Source organism: Labilithrix sp. (genome assembly GCA_019637155.1).
GTDB lineage: Bacteria > Myxococcota_A > Polyangia > Polyangiales > Polyangiaceae > Labilithrix.
The window spans coordinates 85,325-101,899 of sequence record JAHBWE010000006.1 but is presented as its reverse complement, the minus strand read 5'-3'; the positions used below and the strand labels follow the sequence as shown (position 1 = coordinate 101,899).

Sequence of the window (16,575 nt, the reverse complement as noted above, 5' to 3'; positions counted from 1 at the left end):
CGGCCCTCGCGCTTCGCGCTCGGGGCGCTTCGCGCCCGCTTTCGCGGCCGCTTCTGGGGCCCTTTTTCTACGTTGGGGGTTCGCGCTGACGGGTCAACCCAGATATGGCCCTCGTGCGGGGCGCTCGGGGGGGTTCGCGTCCGCTTGCGCGGCCGCTTCTGGGGGCCCTTTTTCGCGGCTGGGGGGGCGCGCGCGAAACGGGGGGCGGCGGGTGTTGGTCGTGCATCATTTGTCGTGTTGGGAGGAGGAGCTGCCTGCGGTGGAGCGGGCGCGGGTGCGGGTGATCGAGCTCGCGGCGGTGCGGGCGGCGGATGTGGTGGTGACGACGAGCGTGACGACGGCGGAGCGACTGCGCGGCGAGGGCATCGAAGCGGCGATCGACGTGATCGTGCCCGGCAGCGATCGGCTCCCGCGGCTTCCGCGTGCGCCGGCCGAGCGGGTCACCTTCCTCTTCGTCGGCTCCGTCGTCCCGCGCAAGCGCGTGCTCGAGTTGGTGCATGCATTCTGCATGCTTCCTCCGGGCGCTGCGCTGCGTGTCGCCGGAAGCCGCGCGCGCGACGTGGAGTATGCGGCGGCCGTCACCGCAGCCGCGTCCGGCGACGTGACGTTCCTCGACGAGATCGACGACGCGACGCTCGCGCGCGAGCTCGCGTCTGCGCACGCGCTGGTGATGCCTTCCTCCCTCGAGGGCTACGGCATCGCCGCGACCGAGGCGATCGCGGCCGGCCTCCCCGTCGTCGCCGCGCGATCGCCCGGCCTGACCGAAGCGCTCGCGCCGTGCGCCGACGCGGTGCTCTTCGTGGCCAGCTCCGGCACCGACGACCTGACGAACGCGCTCGCCGGCGCGCTCGCGCAGCTCGCCTCCGATCCGCCCCTCCGCGCGCGGCTCGCGACGGCCGCCGCGTCCGCGCGGATGCCTCGCTGGTCGACGACGATCGCCGCCTTCCGCCGCCTGTGCGAGGGTTGACATGGACGGCGCTCACCCCGCTATCGTGTCCGCTCCGGGGATGAAACAGCACAATCAGGGGAGTAGCTCTATTCGTGTCGCCGCCGTCGCGCTCATCCTCGTGATGTCCGGGACCGCCGTCGTCGTGGCGTGCGGGGACGACGACTGCGAACGGACCGCGACGTGCGGGTCCGCGCCGGCGGGCCCCGACGGCTCGAGCGGCTCGAACGACTTGGATGGCTCGGACGACGTCACGAGCCCCGGCGACGCGACTCAGGATGCCCCCACCAAGCCGTTCCTCCGGATCCAGGCGCCGAGCGAGCGCACCTTCGTCATCCAGGGTGAAAAGACGGAGATCCCGGTGCAGATCGAGCGCGTCGGCGTCGCCGGCGAGGTGGTCCTTCGCTTCGACGGCGTCCCCGCGAAGACGACCATCGCGCCGGTCATCATCCCGGCCGATCGAACGAACGGGACGATCGTCGTCGACGTCACGGCCGACGCGCCGCAAGGCAAGGTCGACACGATCACGATCGGCGCCGGCGAGCTCGTGACCGAGCCCGTCCGCCTTCCCGTCTAGGTGCGTGGACCCTCCGGCTCGATCGACATGTCCTTCGGCGGCGGCGTCGTCAAGGGGGCGGTGAACGCCGCGTTCGACACCGCGATCGCGCAGCCGGACCGCAAGGTCCTCGCGGTGGCGACCGCGGCGGACGGCGCGTGCCGCCTCGCCCGCTTCGACGAGGACGGAACGCTCGAGCCGGCGTTCGGCGTGAACGGGATCGTCACCTTCGTCGACTGCACGGCCACGCCGCATCTCCTCGTCGACACTTCGGGCCGGATCCTCTTCCAGGGGACCTCGATCGTCCGGCTCCTGGCCGACGGCAAGCACGATCCGTCGTGGGCTGGAGACGCCGGCGTGCTCCCCAGCGCCGGCGGTGGAAGCGCCGACGGCCGCTTCGCCGAGATCGCAGCGGGACCGTCGAACACCTTCTTCGCGGCGTACACCTGCGCCAGCGCCGCGTGCACGCGCGAGATCCGGCTCTTGCGTCTGACGTCGGAGGGCACGCTCGACAGCACGTACAACGCGCCGAACGGCGTCCGCTCCATAGCGCAGAACCCAACCGGCGCGGCGTTCTCGATCGGATCCCGCCTCGTCGTCGCGCCCGACGGCAGGGTCGGGTACGCGTACCGCCGGGTCGGTGGAACCGATCAGCCGATCGCGATCGCCGTCGTCGCGCCCGACGGCACGTTGCATACGAACAGCGGCGACCTCAACGCAACGACGGGGCCGAGCTCGCTCGCGATGAACGACGGCGTCGACGGGGGCTTCATCCTCGGCTTCGATTCGACCCCGCTCGGCGTCGTCGAGCGCATCGACTCCGCGCTCGCCCGCGACCCGGCGTACGGGAGCGACGGCGGCTCGTCGGTGGCGTCGTTCCGCGGCAAAGTCACGACCGTCCACACGCGCGCCGACGGAACGGTCATCGCGGCGGGCGCGTCCGAGGACCGAAGCAGCGGCGTCGTCATGCGGCTCATGCCCAGCGGCGCGCGCGACGTGACGTTTGGGACCGGCGGCCTCCTTACGGTGGACATCGCCGCCGCCGACGAGGTCGCCACCGTGACGGGCTCCTTCGTTCAACGCGATGAGAGCGTCATCATCGTCGGCTCGCTCCGCCCCAGCGCCGGCGGGGACGCGAAGAGCTTCGTCGTTCGCCTCTGGCAGTGAGCAGTGAGCAGTGAGCTCCGCTCAACGAGCGACCGGCGCGAGCGCGTGGACGCGGGCGTGGAGGAGGGCGGTGCGGGCCTCGTGCGCGCCGCGCGCGGGAGGGACGTCGAGCGTGAGCGGCGCGCCGAAGTGGAGCGTGACCTCGACGTCGCGGAAGCCGGGCACCGTCGCCTGAATGAGAGGACCGATCGTGCTGATGCCGCGCGCCTCCGCCCAGCGCACGATCGCGAGGCGCTTCGCCCGCGGAGAGTGGACGCCCGCGACGAACGCCGGGATCACCGCCGCGCCCGCGCGCCCCGCGCGCTCCGCGAGGAGGCCGCTCCCCGGCGGCCACGACGCCGACGCCGCGGCGCGCTCGAAGCGCGCGTCCGGCTCGATCGCCCCCGCGCCGAGCTGCACGACGACGCCGCCGCGCGCGAAAGAGCGCACGGCGGCCTTCAGTCCGGCCGCGCCGCCGACGAACGCGAGGTGGGCGCGCAGGTTCGGGAGCGCGCGGAGGAACGGCCGCTCCTTCGCGAGGAAGACGACGTCGTCGCGCCCGAGCGCCGCCATCGTCGCGAGCGCGTCGTACGCGCCGGGGTGGTTCATCACGACGAGCGCCGCGCCGCGCGGCGGAGCGCCGAGCACCGTGACGCGCGCGCCCATCGCGTCGAGGAACGATCGCGCCGCCGCGGCGAGGCCGCGCGCGGCGATCGCGGCGTCGAACGCGCGCAAGCGCCGCGCGAGCCGCGCGCTCGCGGGGGCGGCGCCGAGGGCGATCGCGCGGCGGAGCCACCACGGCGCGTCGGTCGCCGCGAGCGCCGCGACGATCTCCTTCGTGGAGTGGCGCGCGATCTCCCCCGCCGGCACGTTTACTTCGCGGCGGGGACGGCGACGAGCTCGTCGATGTTCGGCTGGAGCGTGATCTCGATCCGGCGGTTCTTCTGGCGCGAAGCGTCGTCCGTGTTCGGGCTCACCGCGTCGAACTCGCCGTAGCCGGCGGCGGAGAGCACCTCCGCCCGCATCCCCTCCTTCACGAGGAGGTGGACGACCTCGACCGCGCGCGCGGTCGACAGCTCCCAGTTCGACGGGAAGCGCGGCGTCTTGATCGGCACGTTGTCGGTGTGGCCGGCGATCTGGAAGCGCCGATCGTTCAGCGTCTTGAGCACGCCCGCGATCTGCTTGAGCGCGCCGGCGCCGGCGGGCTTGATGTCCGTCTTCGCGGTGTCGAAGAGGACGTCGTTCGCGAGGCGGATCACCATCCGTCCGTCGCGGAGGACGATCTGGAGCTGCCCCGCGTCGATCATCTTCTGCAGCTTGAGCGCGAGATCGTGGAAGAGCGCCGCGCGCGCGTCGGCCGCGGCCTGCGCCTTCCGCAGCTCTTCGAGCCGCGCCTTCGCCTCGTTGAGCGCGCTCGAGAGGGTGCCCTTCTCCTGGAGGAGCTTGTCGGCGTTCTTCCCGAGACGCTCGAGCTCTTTGCGGAGCTGCGCGTTCTCGGCGGTGGAGGCGTCGAGCTGACGCTGGAGCGCCTGCGCGCCCTGCTTCTCGTCCGCGAGCTGCTTCTCCTGCGCGTCGAAGCGCGCCTGGAGCGCCTTCACGTCCGCGTCGAGCTGCGCGATCGCGGCGTCGCGCGCGGCGATCGTGCGCGCGGCCTCGGCCGCCTGCTTCTCGTGCGTCACGCGGGCCTGCTCCGCGCGGCTCAGCGCGTCGTCGTACTTCCCTTTCGGGACGCAGGCGCCGAGCGCAGCAAGGATCACGAAGAGGGACAGCGCGTTCGTGGTTCGCATGACCGCCCTCTCTACTACGAGACGTCGAGGTTGGTACATGGTGGTATCCTGAGGCCCGTGACCGTCGCGCGGAGCCAGCCATACGTGCCGCTCGAGGACTTCCTCGAGATGGAGCCCGAGCCGGGAACGTGGCGCGAGTGGTGCGCCGGGATCGTCTACTCGATGGGCGGCGGCGGCCCCGAGCACTCGCGTCTCGGCGCGCGGCTCGGCTCGCTGCTCATGCTCCGGCTCGGCGCGGACGTCTTCGGCTCGAACGCCGACATCTGGGTCGATGCGGCTCAGTTCTATGGCCAGGCCGACGCGAGCGTCGTCTGCGGGGCGCTTCGCACGTACACAGTGAAGCGGAGGAACAAGATCCTCGGTGAGGCGATCACGAACCCCGAGATCATCGTCGAGGTGCTCTCGCCTTCGACGGCGACGCGCGACCTGGGCGTGAAGTTCGAGGCCTACAAGCAGCTCACGTCGCTTCGAGAGTACGTCCTCGTCTCGCAAGACGAGCGCCGCATCGAGATCCGACGGCGCGACAAGCGCGGGTGGAGCATCGAGACCGCGGGCCCGGGCGAGACGATCGTCCTCCACGGTATCGAGCTCGCGGTCGACGAGATCTACGGCTGACCCTTCCGAATGCCCAGCGCCGCGCCGATCCCTCATCAGATCGCCCAGTACGAGATCGTGCGCCGGCTCGGATCCGGCGGGATGGCGGAGGTGTTCCTCGCGAAGAAGCGCGGCGCCGAGGGCACGTACAAGATCGTCGTCGTCAAGCGGATCCTCCCCGGATACACGACGTCGCGGCGCTTCCGCTCGATGTTCATCGACGAGGCGCAGCTCGCGACGCGGCTCAACCATCCCAACGTCGTCCAGGTCTACGAGTTCTCGAACGAGGGCGACGAAGGCCACATCCTCGCGATGGAGTACGTCGAGGGCTGCGACCTCGGCCACCTCATGAGCGCGGCGAAGCAGGCCGCGACGCGCCTCCCGCCGTGGGACGCGGCGTGGATCATCGCCGAGGCCGCGAAGGGCCTCCACTACGCGCACGAGAAGCGCGACGAGGGCGGGACCCCGCTCGAGATCGTCCACCGCGACGTCTCTCCCCAGAACGTCCTCCTCTCGTTCGAGGGCGTCGTGAAGATCGCCGACTTCGGCATCGCGAGCGCGCGGCTCGTCGACGACGAGGCCGGCGTGCTCAAGGGCAAGTTCGGGTACATGTCGCCCGAGCAGGCGCGCGCGGAGAAGGTCGATCGCCGGAGCGATCTCTACTCGCTCGGCGTGATCCTGTGGGAGTGCCTCGCGGGGCGCCCGCTCCACGGCGGGCTCGGCGGCGAGGCGCTGCTCGACATCGTGCGATCGGGGGAGGTCGAGGCGCCGAGCGTCTACCGCACCGACATCCCGCCCGAGCTCGAGACGATCGTGATGAAGCTCCTCGCGCCGAAGCCCGAGGACCGCTTCACGACCGGACGCGACGTCGCGGCCGCGATCATGCGCGCGATGCTCGTGCGGCAGGTCCTCGTCGACGCGTCCGCGCTCGAGCACACGATCGCCGAGCTCGTCCCGCGCCAGACGCGCCACTTCGACACGATCGAGAGCTTCGCCCCCGCGCCGCTCAACGAGCACCACACCCAGGCGGCCGCGCCGGCCGCGCTCTCGCAAGGCGACGGCGCGCGCGACTCGAACCGGCCCGGCAGCCGCTCGTCGCCGCCGAGCGGCGGCACGTCGAAGAGCTCGCCGCCGGGGCCGCTCTCGCGCAAGACCGAGGCGCGCGAGGTGCGCCACGTCGCGATCGTGACGCTGCGGCTCGTGCCCGGCGCCAACCGCGAGGTCCTCGACGAGACGGAGAAGCGCGCGCTCGGTCGCGCGCTCGAGCGGTCGCGCTCGATGCTCGGCGACATGGCCTACAAGCGCGGGATGCGCTGGGTCTGGTCCGGCGACTTCGAGGCGCGCGCGATCGCCGGCCTCGGCGCGAAGCCCGCGAAGGCCGCGTCCGACGCGGCGTGGCTCGCGGTCGAAACGCACGAGGCGCTCCAAGGCATCGCCGACGACCTCCCCTCCCCCGTCGGCGCGTCGCTCTCGATCGTCCGCGGCATCGCGTCGGGCACGCGCGATCCGGAGGGGAACCTCGTCCGCTACGTGCTGCACGATCCGGTGACGTACCTCGCCGACGTGCTCGCGCGCGCGACGCCGATCGACACGACCTGGGTCGCGGGCGGCGTCTACCGGCAGGTGCGCCGCGGCTTCCGCTGGCGCGACGCGCCGACCCTCGACCTTCACCGCGGCGACGCGGCGCCGGTGCAGAACCTGCCGCCGACGATGCGGATCTACATGCTCGAGCGCTCGCTCTCGCGCGAGGAGAAGGCGCAAGAGCAGGCCGCGGCGCAGAACGACCTCATCGGCCGCGACGCGGAGAAGGCCGAGCTCCACGCCGCGTACCACCACGCGGTGCGTAAGCGCTCGGTACCTCGAGCGCGTCAAGAACAGCGCGGCGTCGTCACCGCGCGCGCGGTCGTCGGCGAGCTCGGGATCGGCAAGACCGCGCTCGTCGCGACGTTCCTCGCGGAGCTGCCGCCGAACGCGCGGCTCGTGCGCACCGAGTGCTCCCCCGTCCGGATCGAGGTCCCCTACAGCACCGTCGCCGATCTCGTGCGCGACGCGGTCGGGGCGAGCGGCGACGAGTCGTTCGACGACATGGCGTACCTCATCGCGCGCGCGGGCGGCAACGCCGACGCCGACGCGTCGAACCCGATGATCACGCGCCTCGCCGAGATCGCGTCGAACCAGGAGCGCGCCGGCGGCGAGGACGAGGACGCGCACTACCGGAAGAAGCTCCTCTTGAGCGGCGTGCGCCACCTCGTCGGCGCGGTCGCACTGCAAGAGCCGCTCGTCATCGTCATCGAGGGCCTGCAGTGGGCCGACAAACCGTCGCTCGATCTCCTCGTCGAGCTGCTCAAGCAGGGCGATCCCGTCCCCGTCCTCGTCGTCCTCGTCACGCGCAACGACGAGCGCGTGCTCCACCTCCTCGAGGGAAAGGTCCGCATCGAGCTGCAGGGGCTCTCGAGCGAAGAGCAGATCCGCCTCGTCGAGGCGCGCCTCAACGTGAAGACGGGCGTGCGTCAGATCTGCGCGGAGCTGATGCCGCGCGTCGGCGGCAATCCGTTCTACCTCCTCGAGATGATCGACGCGCTGCTCGAGCGCGGCGTGCTCGAGATCAAGGACGACGCGCTCGTGCGCGAGGGCGTCGGCGATCTCGACGCGATGGGCCTGCCGTCGACGCTCGAGCAGCTCCTCGCCGACCGCATCGCGGAGCTCCCCGGCTCCGAGCGCGTCATCGTCGACTGGCTCGCGATCGCGGGCGGCCCGCTCGGGCTCGCCGATCTCGCGAAGCTCAACACGCGCTCGTCGCTCCGCGCGAGCGAGGACGCGATCATGCGGCTCTGCGCGCGCGGCCTCTGCGATCGCAAGGGCGACGTCCTCGACTTCCGCCACCCGCTCACGCGCGACGTCGCCTACGCGAACCTCGACTCCACCACCCGCGCGCGGATGCACCGCGCGCTCGGACAGCACCTCGCCGAGACGTCGCTCGCGCGCGGCGTGTCGGCCGCGATCGTCGCGCGCCACCTCGTGAAGGGCGAGGCGCCGGAGCGCGCGGCGGTGTTCTACCTCGAGGCCGCGAACGCCGCGCGGAACGCCTACCAGACCCAGCTCGCGATCCGTTACTACCTCCGCGCCGCGCAGTTCTTGCCCGAGAACGGGCTCCAGAAGCTCGGCGTCTACGAGGCGCTCGAGGGCACGTTCCGCATGCTCGGCCGCAAGGCGGACCGCGTCCGGCACCTCGACTCGCTGCGGCGCGCGGCGAAGGCGATCGGCCACCCGCGCGCGGCCGTGCTCGCGCTCCTGCGCACCGCGCGCTTCGACCTCGACGAGGGCCGCCTCGCGCACGGGCTCCCGGTCGCGAAGCAGGCGGCGAGCCTCGCCCACGGCGCCGGGATCCCGACCTTCGAGATCGAGGCGGAGCTCTTCGTGAGCGAGCTCTCGCGCGAGATCGGCGACGTGCAGGGCGCGCTCGCCGCGTCCGATCGCGCGCTCGCGGCGTGCAACCCGACCGTGAACCCCGGCGTCCCCGCGCGGACGCGCGCCGAGGTCCTGCGCACGCGCGGCGTCCTCCTCCGCCGCGTCGGTCGCGTGCGCGAGGCGGTCGACGCGTACGTCGAGGCGATCGCGGTGTTCCGCAAGGTGGGGGCGCGCCGGCAGGAGGCGCGCGCCAAGAACGCGCTCGCGTACGCGATGTTCGTGCAAGGCCGCTACGAAGACGCGATCGCGCTCGCGCTCGAGTCGATCCGGATCGACCTCTCGATCGGCGGCCGCTTCCAGCTCGCGAAGACGCTCACGAACATCGGCCACTCCTACGCCCGCCTCGGCGACATGCCGCGCGCGCTCGCGTACCTCAAGCGCGCGCGCGAGGCGCACGAGCGCTACGGCGATCAGGACGGCCGCGCCGACACGCTCCTCGTCTCGGCCGAGGTGCTGCTCGAGCTCGGCGACGTCGACGGCGCGGAGGCGTGGATCAAAGAGGCCGCCGCGCTCACGGAGTCGACCGGCAACGCGTACGACGTCACCCACGCCGCGGTGGTGGGCGCCGCGCTCGCGCGCTACCGCCGCGACGCGCCGATGGCGATCCACAACGCGCTCGTCGCGCGCCGCTCCGCGGAGCACCAGGCCCTCGTCGCGTACCACTTCTACGCGATGGCCTGCGAGGCGGCGGCGCGCGTCGACGCGGGCGAGGTCCACGCCGCGACGCTCCTCGCGACGACGGCGCTCGGCGCGGTCGAGGCGCTCCAGGGCTGCGAGTACGGCCTCGAGATCCGCGTCCTCTGCGCCGACGCGCTGAAGCGCGCGGCGTCTCCGCAGGCGCCGCAAGCGCGCCAGCGCGCGGTCGACTACGCGGCCGCGCTCGTCGGCACGATCCGCGACACGCGCCTCAAGCGCCGCTTCGCCGAGCGCCCGCTCGTCGCGACGCTCTTCGACGACACGCCGATGCCCGAGCGCGCGCGCGACGAATCGACCGCATCTCTTAGCAGCCGCAAGTAAAAGCCGGTTATCATCTCGACTGGCTCGGGGGCGCGCGAGACCCTCCCGATTTCCATGACTCAGCAGGCAACGACTCGGCCGAGCCGCCGCACAGCGATGATCCTCTCCGGAGGTGGTGCGCGCGGCGCCTACGAGGTCGGGGTCCTCTGGTACATCTTCGACGACCTCTCGCGCATCCGGCGCTCGCCGCCGCGGGTCGACATCCTCTGCGGGACGAGCGTCGGCGCGATCAACGCGTGTTACCTCGCGGCGCACCTCACCGATCCCGTCCTCGGCATGCGCCGCCTCGTGCACCTCTGGAGCGAGCTCCAGATCACGCGCGTGCTCGGGTTCGGTGTGCGGCAGTTCGCGGGGATCCCGCGCCTCCTCCTCGGCGGCGGCGAGGCGGGGACCGGGCTCTTCGACGTCACGCCGATGGCGGAGCTCGTGCAGCGCGAGATCAGCTGGCGCGCCCTCGCCCGCGCGCTCCGGCGGAAGCAGCTCCGCGCGCTCACCGTCTCCACGACCGAGGTCTCGAACGGCCGCACGGTGGTCTTCATGCAGACCGCGCCCGACGTCGACATCCCGAAGACGTCGCCGCCGCGCACGCTCTTCCGCGCCGACCACATCGGCCCGCACCACGCGCTCGCGAGCGCCGCGATCCCGCTCCTCTTCCCGCCGGTGAAGATCGACGACGAGCTCTACCTCGACGGCGGTCTCCGCCAGAACACGCCGATCTCGCCGGCGCTGCGCCTCGGCGCGACGCACATCTTCGCGATCGGCAGCTCGCGCGAGTTCAAGGGCGTCGGCGCGCACGAGGCGGGGCGGGACGTGAAGGCGCCCGGCGCGGCCTTCCTCCTCGGCAAGGTCCTCAACGCGTTCCTCCTCGATCACGTCGACGTCGACCTCGAGCTCCTCGAGCGCATGAACAACGTGCTCGAAGACGGGACCTACCAGTTCGGTCCCGGGTTCACGGAGGCGATGTCGCGCGAGGCCGAGAAGCGGAACCAGCCAGCCTATCGCAAGGTGGTCCCGTTCACGCTGCGCCCGAGCGAGGACATGGGCAAGCTCGCGAGCGAGCACGTCCGGAGCGGCAAGCTGATCGGCAACCCGTTCCTCACGCGGCGCCTCCTCAACGCGCTCGACATGGGCGTCGGCGACGAGGCGGACCTCGCGAGCTACCTCCTCTTCGACGGGCACTTCTGCCGCCAGCTCATCGAGATGGGCCGCGCCGACGCGCACGCGCGCCGCGACGAGATCCTCACCTTCTTCGAGGACGCCGGCGACGAGAGCGGCGGCATGCACGAGCCGGACGACTCCGGCATCTGGGACAAGCCGTCTCTTACCCTACCGATCGGTACGTAATGCGAATCCTCTTTGCGATCGCGCTCTTGGCCGCCTGCGAGAAGGACAAGCCGCCCGCGCCCGCGCCTGCTCCGGCGCCCTCCGCGGCGGCGTCGCTCGCGGTCGCCGCCGACGCCGGACCGGCGAAGCTCGAGAAGCTCGAGATGGAGGAGATCCGCGTCCAGCCCGACGTCGTGACGCAGGTGAAGCTGAAGTGGCTCGCGCCGAAGGGCACGGAGATCAACGACGAGGCGCCGTTCCGCGTGCGCTGGAACCGGAGCGACGGCCTCGCGGAGGCGCCGGCGGACGCGAAGACGACGGGCAGCGCGGTGAAGCAAGGGTACACGATGAAGGTGCAGCCGCTGCCGAAGACGCCGAACGCGACGCTCACCGGCGAGATCGACATCGTCGTGTGCGACGCGGTCAATCACTCGGTGTGTCTGCCCGTGCGCCGCCACCTCGACCTCGGCTTCATCATCGTGAAGGACGCGCCGAGCGAGGTCTCGCTCGAGGTCCCGCTCCCGAGCGCGAAGTGACCCCTCGGCGCCGGCGGCGGTCATGAGAGCCGGAGGGCGAGCGCCCTCCGCGACGACGTGCTCGTCTTGCGAAGGAGGTGCGCGACCTGGTTCGCGATCGTCCGGACCGATCGCCGGCGGATCCGCGCGATGTCGCGGTTCGAGAGGCCCTGCGCGAGCAAGGCGAGGACGTCGCGCTCCGCCGTCGTGAGCGCCATCCGTTCGAACCGCGCGCGCGGGTCCCGCGTGAGCATCGCCGCGAGGCGCACGAGCTCGATGCGCGTCGCGAGGCCCACCTTCGCGGCGGCGCTCGCCAGGCGCGAGGAGACGGTCGGCTCCGAGACGCCGAGCGAGTATCCGATGAGCTTCGAGGAGAGCCCCCGCGCCGCGAACGAGAGCGCGTCGAGCTCCCCGTGCGTGAGCGCGCGAAGCGGCTGCGTCGCCGGCGCGTTGTCGACGACGAGGTAGTGACGACGGGAGCCCTCACTCCGCGGCACGAGCGTCGCGCGCCCGTCCACGAGCGCGCTCCAGAGGTCGAGCGCCTCGGTGGTCCGCCGGCGGCTCCTCGTCCGCGCGCGCTCGATCCGAGCGACGTGCGCCGACATCGACGACGCCCGCGGCGCGTCGTCTCCGCGGTGGAGCAGCCGTCCGTCGGCGCCGATCACGGCCGTGACGACGTCGGGGCGGCGCCGGAGACGACAGCTCGTCTCGACGTGCAGCGCGAGCTGCGTGAGGAGCCGCCGCTCGCGCGCCGAGAGAGACAGCTCGCGGTCGAAGCCGGCGTAGAACACGAGCGCGAGGCCGGGGTCCGGGTGAACGCACAGGCCGAGACCGTCCACGCATCCCCAGCTCGCGCGGAGCGCCGCGGCTCGCTCGCGCGCTTCCCGCTGCATCCGCACCCCCACCTCGAGGTGGGTCGTGACGAGGGACGGCGGATAGAAATGCTCGCGGACGAAGGCCATGCCGAGCTGACGCGTCGCCGCGAGGACGTCACGCGAGATCGCGGGTGGTCCGAGCCCGAGCACGATCTCGGCGGACGAGCAGGACGCGTCGTGCGCCAGCATCGTCACCCCGAGGAGCTGCGCGTCGCGGAAGACGCGGGCTCCGACGTCGAGCAGGCGCCTGCCCCACGCCGTGTCGTCCTCCGCGGCGTCGTACGCGGCGTCCAGCACCTCCACCCAATCCGCCTTCGAACGAACCGTCCTCACCGCCACCCCCTGTCGTAAAGAGAGAATAACCGCTCGCCTCGTGAGCTCCTCTCTCATGACGCCGAACGAGTTGCTCAATTGACGCCGCCGCGGCAAAGAAATGACCAAAGCGACGACGGCGGGTCGCACGGTATGAAGACGAATCATGCGTATCGCACAGCGCGTGGCCGCTGCCGTCGGTGCCATCGGCATCCTCCTCGTGGCGTGCTCGTCCGGCTCTTCGGGCACGAGCGCGCCGGCCGCGAAGATCTACTGCGCGAAGTCCTCGCTCGGCTGCCGCTGCTCGACCGAGACGTTCTCGCTCGGACAGGACGAGTCGCCCGTCGACTCCTGCGGCGCGGGCGATTGGCAGTGCTGCTTCGATCTCGACGCCGCCGGCGAGTCGACGACGTGCGAGTGCTCGACGTACGTGTGCGCGCACATCGACAGCAGCGACGAGTGCAACTGCGATTTCGTCCCGGGCGCGTCGCAGCTCGAGAGCGCGGACGTCCGCCGGAGCAACTGCGTCAAGACGGAGAAGGACAGCCTGTGCTGCGAGTCGACGAGCCCGGTCACCGGCCACCCGTGCTCGTGCAACGGCCACTACGGCACGTGCGAAGGACGCCCGGGCTACGGCGAGCACACCGAGGTGAGCGCGTGCATGTCGTCCGCGCGCGTGAAGCGAGCGTGCTCGGAGAAGGGCCCGGCGTCGTCGTGCGCGGGGCTGAAGTGGAAGGCGCCTGCGTCGCCGTCGAGCAGCGGCGGCGGAGGCTCGTCGGGCAGCAGCAGCGAGTGCACCTCGGACAGCAGCTGCAGCTCGAAGTGCTCGTCGGACTGCTACAGCTGTCGCTCGGGAAGCTGCAAGTGCGGCCGCCGCGGCGTCTCGGGAGGGTGCCTCTACTGAAGTGACCCGTTGGGAACGCAGGACGAGTAGATTCACGCGGTGAGCGCGCGTGTCGTTGCGGTCTTGCTCGTCGGCACCTCGTTCGGCGTTGCGTGTGGAGCACCTTCGCCGCCGCCGGCAGCGGCGCCGGCGCCCGCGGCGGTGGAGCCTGTCGAGGTCGAAGCGGGCGCGCCGGCCCTCGCGTCCTCCACGCTCCCTGCGGTGAGCGCTCCGGACGCCGAGCCGCCACCGCCGCCGCCGCCGCGAACGGACCTGCCGCGATGCAGAGACGACGTCAGGAACGAGCCATGCTTCATCTTCGACGGCCCAGCACGACGGTGCTTCCTCCACGAGAGCGCGACGTCCGGCGATACGCCGATCGACTGCCCGCCCAACGCCGGCGCGACGCTGCCTCCGAACGCGTGCGGGCGCGCCGTCGACTGCGTGGGCGTCAGCGACGAAGGCTGCTGCGTCGGGTGCACCAATCCCTTCCGCACCCGCATCTCACCGGCCTGCGCGAAGGAGATCGAGGCGGCGAAGGACTGCAACGCCGTGAAGAAGGCGATGGAGAGGCCCGGCTGCCGCAAGTGATCATCGACCGCGCGAGGGGCCCGCTTCCAAGCGCGAGAGGAGCCGCTCCACGCGGAGCATGCCGTGCATGTCCGACGTGCGATGGGCGTGGTCCATCGCGGCGAAGAGGTGCGTCTGCTCGGCGTCGATCCGCTCCGGCTCGTTTTCCAGCAAATCCATGTAATACACGAATGTCCGCGCCGCGTCGGCGGTCGTGCGCTTCTGCAGCGCGTAGCGGACGACGGCGTGGAGCGCGAAGCGGCGCGGCATCGACTCCTGCACGAGGTGCCAGCGCTCGAGCGGCGCGATCGCGTCCTCGTCGCAGTCGGCGAGCGTCGCGAGCGAGCGCGCGTCGACGTGGTCGCCGAACGCGTGCGCGAGGACGGCGAGCACGCGCCGGCTCGCAGCAGGCAGCCGCTCCCACGCCCAGTCGACGAGGAGCGAGACCTCGGGCAGGTCGTCCTCGTGATCGATGACGCGCACGCGGCCGATGCCCTGCGCGTCGAGGAAGCGCGCGAGCGCGGCGACGCTCACCGCGCGCGAGCCGACGATCGCGTCGGCGATGTCGAGCGCGAGCGGGTTCCAGCGCAACGTGCGCGTGAGCGCGGCGACGCGAGGGAACGCGGTCTTGCCCGCGGTGACGAGCGGCGCGGTGACGGGGAAAATGAGGACGCCGGCGAGGAGGCAGCGGCGCGCGGTGACGAGGAACGTCGCCTTCGTCCCGGCGAGGGTGTCGAGCAGGCGCGCGGTCGCGGCGTCGTCCTCGTGGTTGTCGAGCACGACGAGCCGCTCTTCACGCGCGAGGAAGCGCCGGAGCGCGCCTTCGATCGCGCGGCGGTCGCGCGTCGTGCCCCAGCGCAGCGCGAGCATCTCGAGGAGCGTGCGGTAGTCCCACGCGCCGATGCGGAACCAGTCGCGCGGCATCGGGAGCCGGTACGCGAGCGCGGCGGCGAGCATGGACTTGCCGCTCCCGCCCGCGCCGACGAGCGCGAGGCGCGCGGGCTTCGTCTGCTCGATCGTGCGCGCGAGGACGGTGAGCTCGGTCGCGCGCCCTTTCAATCCGCGCGGACGCGGCGGGAAGAGGAGGGTAGCGGCGCTCAACGCGCTCGCAGGCAGAGCGCGTTGCCGTCGGCGTCCGCGAAGCGGCCGTCCTCGTCGAAGACGACGCCGCGGTTCTCGTAGATCGCGATCGCCTCCGCGAGCGGGACCTTCGGGTAGAAGGTGACGAGCGGCACCGGCGCTTCGCCGCGGGGAGATGGTGTTCCGTCTTCGGAGCGCGTCTTGGCCAGCGCGCCGTTCTGGAGCTCGACGAGGAAGCCGTCGCCGGCGTCGAGCGTCGCCGCGCCGTCGCGCTCGGCGACGAGCTTCATGCCGAGCGTCTCGACGTAGAAGCGGACGGCGACCTTCGCGTCACGCACGAACAGCGTGACCATGCCGCCGGCGATCATCTACGACGCCTGACCGTGACCGAGCTTCTTCTTCCCTTCCTGGAAGAGGATCTCGACCCGCGACGTGTCGGCGTCGACGACGACGCCTTTGCCGAACTTGGTGTGCAGCAAGAGCTGCCCCTTGGTGTACTTGTCCGCGAGGCGGTAGGGGACGAAGCTCTCGTCCTCCTTGCCTTCGACTTGCTCCTCCCAGCTCTTCTCGGGTTGGGTGGGTTTGGCCCAGAAGTCGGTCTCGATGTCCTTCTCGCGACCGCCCGTCCGCTGCTTGGCACGCTTCATCGACATGCGATTTGTCACCCTTCTAGCAGACGGCGCGCGGCGCTGCATCCTGTAGCATCGAGTCCATGGCCGTACTGCTCGTCATCGGCGGGATCCTGTTCCTCATCGGCGCCATCGTCACGGTGGTGAACATCAAGAACTTCCAGCGGCGCCAGCGCATCATCGCGACGCCGACGTCGCCGATCGCGCAGGCACCGGGCAACAACGTCGTCGAGATCAAGGGGCGTATCCAGCCGAGCGAGCAGGGGGTGCTCCAGACGCCGTTCAGCGGGCGCCACGCGGTATGGTGCCGGGTCACGGTGCAGGAGCTTCGGTCGTCCGGCCGAAATACCTACTGGCACACCATCCTCACGGAGATCGACCAGCGGCCGTTCATGGTCGACGACGGCTCCGGTCAGATGGCGCGCATCCTCCCGAACGGCGCGAACGTGATGCTCGACAAGCAGAACATCGCGTCGAGCGGCACGTTCAACGACGCCGCCCCCCACCTCGAGGGGTTCCTCCAGTCGCGCGGGCTGAAGAGCACGTCGTGGCTCGGCTTCAACAAGAGCATGCGCTACGAGGAGGAGGTCCTCTCGCCGAACGATCCGCTCTACGCGCTCGGTCCGTCACGCCGCGACGCGGGCCCGCCGGTGCACGACGGGTACCGCATGGTGCCGGGCAGCCAGCTCGTGATGTTCCACGGCATGGGCACGCACGGCGAGCTCATCCTCACGAACAAGACGGAGGAGCAGCTCACGAGCAAGCTCCTCACCGGCTTCATCGTCGGCGTGGTAATGGCCGGCCTCGGGATCCTCGGCGGCCTCGTCGGCGCCGTCGGCGCCGTGCTCGGGATGTAGCTCCTCGGGGTTCGCTT

Annotated in this window: 16 protein-coding genes; 10 read left to right on the top strand and 6 right to left on the bottom strand. The window is 71.5% G+C overall.

Annotated features, from left to right (window positions below; all coding sequences use genetic code 11):
- Nucleotides 1–259 precede the first annotated feature (259 nt).
- From KF837_13800 to KF837_13790, 3 genes are read left to right on the top strand one after another with little or no spacing between them, the layout of a single operon-like run.
- Nucleotides 260–967 carry a glycosyltransferase family 4 protein gene (locus KF837_13800; protein MBX3228389.1) on the top strand — a complete coding sequence of 236 codons (708 nt, stop codon included), beginning with the start codon at nucleotides 260–262 and terminating at the stop codon, nucleotides 965–967.
- A 40-nt stretch (nucleotides 968–1,007) separates the two neighbouring features.
- A complete protein-coding gene (locus KF837_13795) occupies nucleotides 1,008–1,523 on the top strand; it encodes a hypothetical protein (GenBank protein MBX3228388.1) in 516 nt (171 codons plus the stop codon).
- Nucleotides 1,524–2,669: a hypothetical protein gene (locus KF837_13790; protein MBX3228387.1), complete on the top strand. Its 1,146-nt coding sequence runs from the start codon at nucleotides 1,524–1,526 to the stop codon at nucleotides 2,667–2,669.
- A 21-nt stretch (nucleotides 2,670–2,690) separates the two neighbouring features.
- On the opposite strand, the gene KF837_13785 is transcribed toward KF837_13790, so the two are convergent.
- On the bottom strand, nucleotides 2,691–3,518 hold the full coding sequence (locus KF837_13785) for a hypothetical protein (protein MBX3228386.1): 828 nt from the start codon (nucleotides 3,516–3,518) through the stop codon (nucleotides 2,691–2,693).
- Nucleotides 3,519–3,520: 2 nt separating this feature from the next.
- On the bottom strand, nucleotides 3,521–4,435 hold the full coding sequence (locus tag KF837_13780; protein ID MBX3228385.1) for an OmpA family protein: 915 nt from the start codon (nucleotides 4,433–4,435) through the stop codon (nucleotides 3,521–3,523).
- Between the two features lie 57 nt (nucleotides 4,436–4,492).
- On the opposite strand from KF837_13780, the gene KF837_13775 reads away from it, so the two are divergent.
- Genes KF837_13775 through KF837_13760 form a run of 4 tightly spaced genes read left to right on the top strand, consistent with a single transcriptional unit; the run spans nucleotide 4,493 to nucleotide 11,373 of the window.
- Nucleotides 4,493–5,050, top strand: coding sequence for a Uma2 family endonuclease (locus tag KF837_13775; GenBank protein MBX3228384.1), 558 nt, complete (start codon nucleotides 4,493–4,495; stop codon nucleotides 5,048–5,050).
- Nucleotides 5,051–5,059: 9 nt separating this feature from the next.
- Nucleotides 5,060–9,514 carry a protein kinase gene (locus KF837_13770; protein MBX3228383.1) on the top strand — a complete coding sequence of 1,485 codons (4,455 nt, stop codon included), beginning with the start codon at nucleotides 5,060–5,062 and terminating at the stop codon, nucleotides 9,512–9,514.
- 54 nt (nucleotides 9,515–9,568) lie between these two features.
- Nucleotides 9,569–10,858, top strand: a complete 1,290-nt coding sequence (locus KF837_13765) for a patatin-like phospholipase family protein (protein MBX3228382.1) — start codon at nucleotides 9,569–9,571, stop codon at nucleotides 10,856–10,858.
- Nucleotides 10,858–11,373: a hypothetical protein gene (locus KF837_13760; GenBank protein MBX3228381.1), complete on the top strand. Its 516-nt coding sequence runs from the start codon at nucleotides 10,858–10,860 to the stop codon at nucleotides 11,371–11,373. Before KF837_13765 ends, KF837_13760 begins: the two co-directional genes overlap by 1 nt.
- Nucleotides 11,374–11,393: 20 nt before the next feature.
- Here KF837_13760 and KF837_13755 read toward each other — a convergent pair whose 3' ends face one another.
- On the bottom strand, nucleotides 11,394–12,560 hold the full coding sequence (locus KF837_13755) for a helix-turn-helix transcriptional regulator (protein MBX3228380.1): 1,167 nt from the start codon (nucleotides 12,558–12,560) through the stop codon (nucleotides 11,394–11,396).
- Between the two features lie 145 nt (nucleotides 12,561–12,705).
- Here KF837_13755 and KF837_13750 point away from each other — a divergent pair, with 145 nt between their 5' ends.
- The gene (locus KF837_13750) at nucleotides 12,706–13,443 is read left to right on the top strand and encodes a hypothetical protein (GenBank protein MBX3228379.1); all 738 of its coding nucleotides are present in this window, start codon (nucleotides 12,706–12,708) and stop codon (nucleotides 13,441–13,443) included.
- 39 nt (nucleotides 13,444–13,482) lie between these two features.
- Complete coding sequence (locus tag KF837_13745; GenBank protein MBX3228378.1) at nucleotides 13,483–14,013, top strand: hypothetical protein; 531 nt, start codon at nucleotides 13,483–13,485, stop codon at nucleotides 14,011–14,013.
- On the opposite strand, the gene KF837_13740 is transcribed toward KF837_13745, so the two are convergent.
- Genes KF837_13740 through KF837_13730 form a run of 3 tightly spaced genes read right to left on the bottom strand, consistent with a single transcriptional unit; the run spans nucleotide 14,014 to nucleotide 15,719 of the window.
- Entirely contained in the window at nucleotides 14,014–15,093 is a 1,080-nt protein-coding gene (locus tag KF837_13740) for an ATP-binding protein (protein MBX3228377.1), read from the bottom strand.
- Nucleotides 15,090–15,425: a VOC family protein gene (locus KF837_13735; protein MBX3228376.1), complete on the bottom strand. Its 336-nt coding sequence runs from the start codon at nucleotides 15,423–15,425 to the stop codon at nucleotides 15,090–15,092. The genes KF837_13740 and KF837_13735 overlap by 4 nt, the downstream gene beginning before the upstream one ends.
- Before the next feature lie 15 nt (nucleotides 15,426–15,440).
- Nucleotides 15,441–15,719 carry a hypothetical protein gene (locus tag KF837_13730; protein ID MBX3228375.1) on the bottom strand — a complete coding sequence of 93 codons (279 nt, stop codon included), beginning with the start codon at nucleotides 15,717–15,719 and terminating at the stop codon, nucleotides 15,441–15,443.
- Between the two features lie 65 nt (nucleotides 15,720–15,784).
- On the opposite strand from KF837_13730, the gene KF837_13725 reads away from it, so the two are divergent.
- A complete protein-coding gene (locus tag KF837_13725; GenBank protein MBX3228374.1) occupies nucleotides 15,785–16,558 on the top strand; it encodes a hypothetical protein in 774 nt (257 codons plus the stop codon).
- The last annotated feature ends 17 nt before the right edge of the window (nucleotides 16,559–16,575 follow it).

Bases quoted from the DNA above. Each gene is read 5' to 3' on its own strand.
- KF837_13795 (MBX3228388.1), top strand. From the start codon at position 1,008: ATGAAACAGCACAATCAGGGGAGTAGCTCTATTCGTGTCGCCGCCGTC.
- KF837_13780 (MBX3228385.1), bottom strand. From the start codon at position 4,435: ATGCGAACCACGAACGCGCTGTCCCTCTTCGTGATCCTTGCTGCGCTC.
- KF837_13770 (MBX3228383.1), top strand. From the start codon at position 5,060: ATGCCCAGCGCCGCGCCGATCCCTCATCAGATCGCCCAGTACGAGATC.
- KF837_13765 (MBX3228382.1), top strand. From the start codon at position 9,569: ATGACTCAGCAGGCAACGACTCGGCCGAGCCGCCGCACAGCGATGATC.
- KF837_13760 (MBX3228381.1), top strand. From the start codon at position 10,858: ATGCGAATCCTCTTTGCGATCGCGCTCTTGGCCGCCTGCGAGAAGGAC.
- KF837_13750 (MBX3228379.1), top strand. From the start codon at position 12,706: ATGCGTATCGCACAGCGCGTGGCCGCTGCCGTCGGTGCCATCGGCATC.
- KF837_13735 (MBX3228376.1), bottom strand. From the start codon at position 15,425: ATGGTCACGCTGTTCGTGCGTGACGCGAAGGTCGCCGTCCGCTTCTAC.
- KF837_13730 (MBX3228375.1), bottom strand. From the start codon at position 15,719: ATGAAGCGTGCCAAGCAGCGGACGGGCGGTCGCGAGAAGGACATCGAG.
- KF837_13725 (MBX3228374.1), top strand. From the start codon at position 15,785: ATGGCCGTACTGCTCGTCATCGGCGGGATCCTGTTCCTCATCGGCGCC.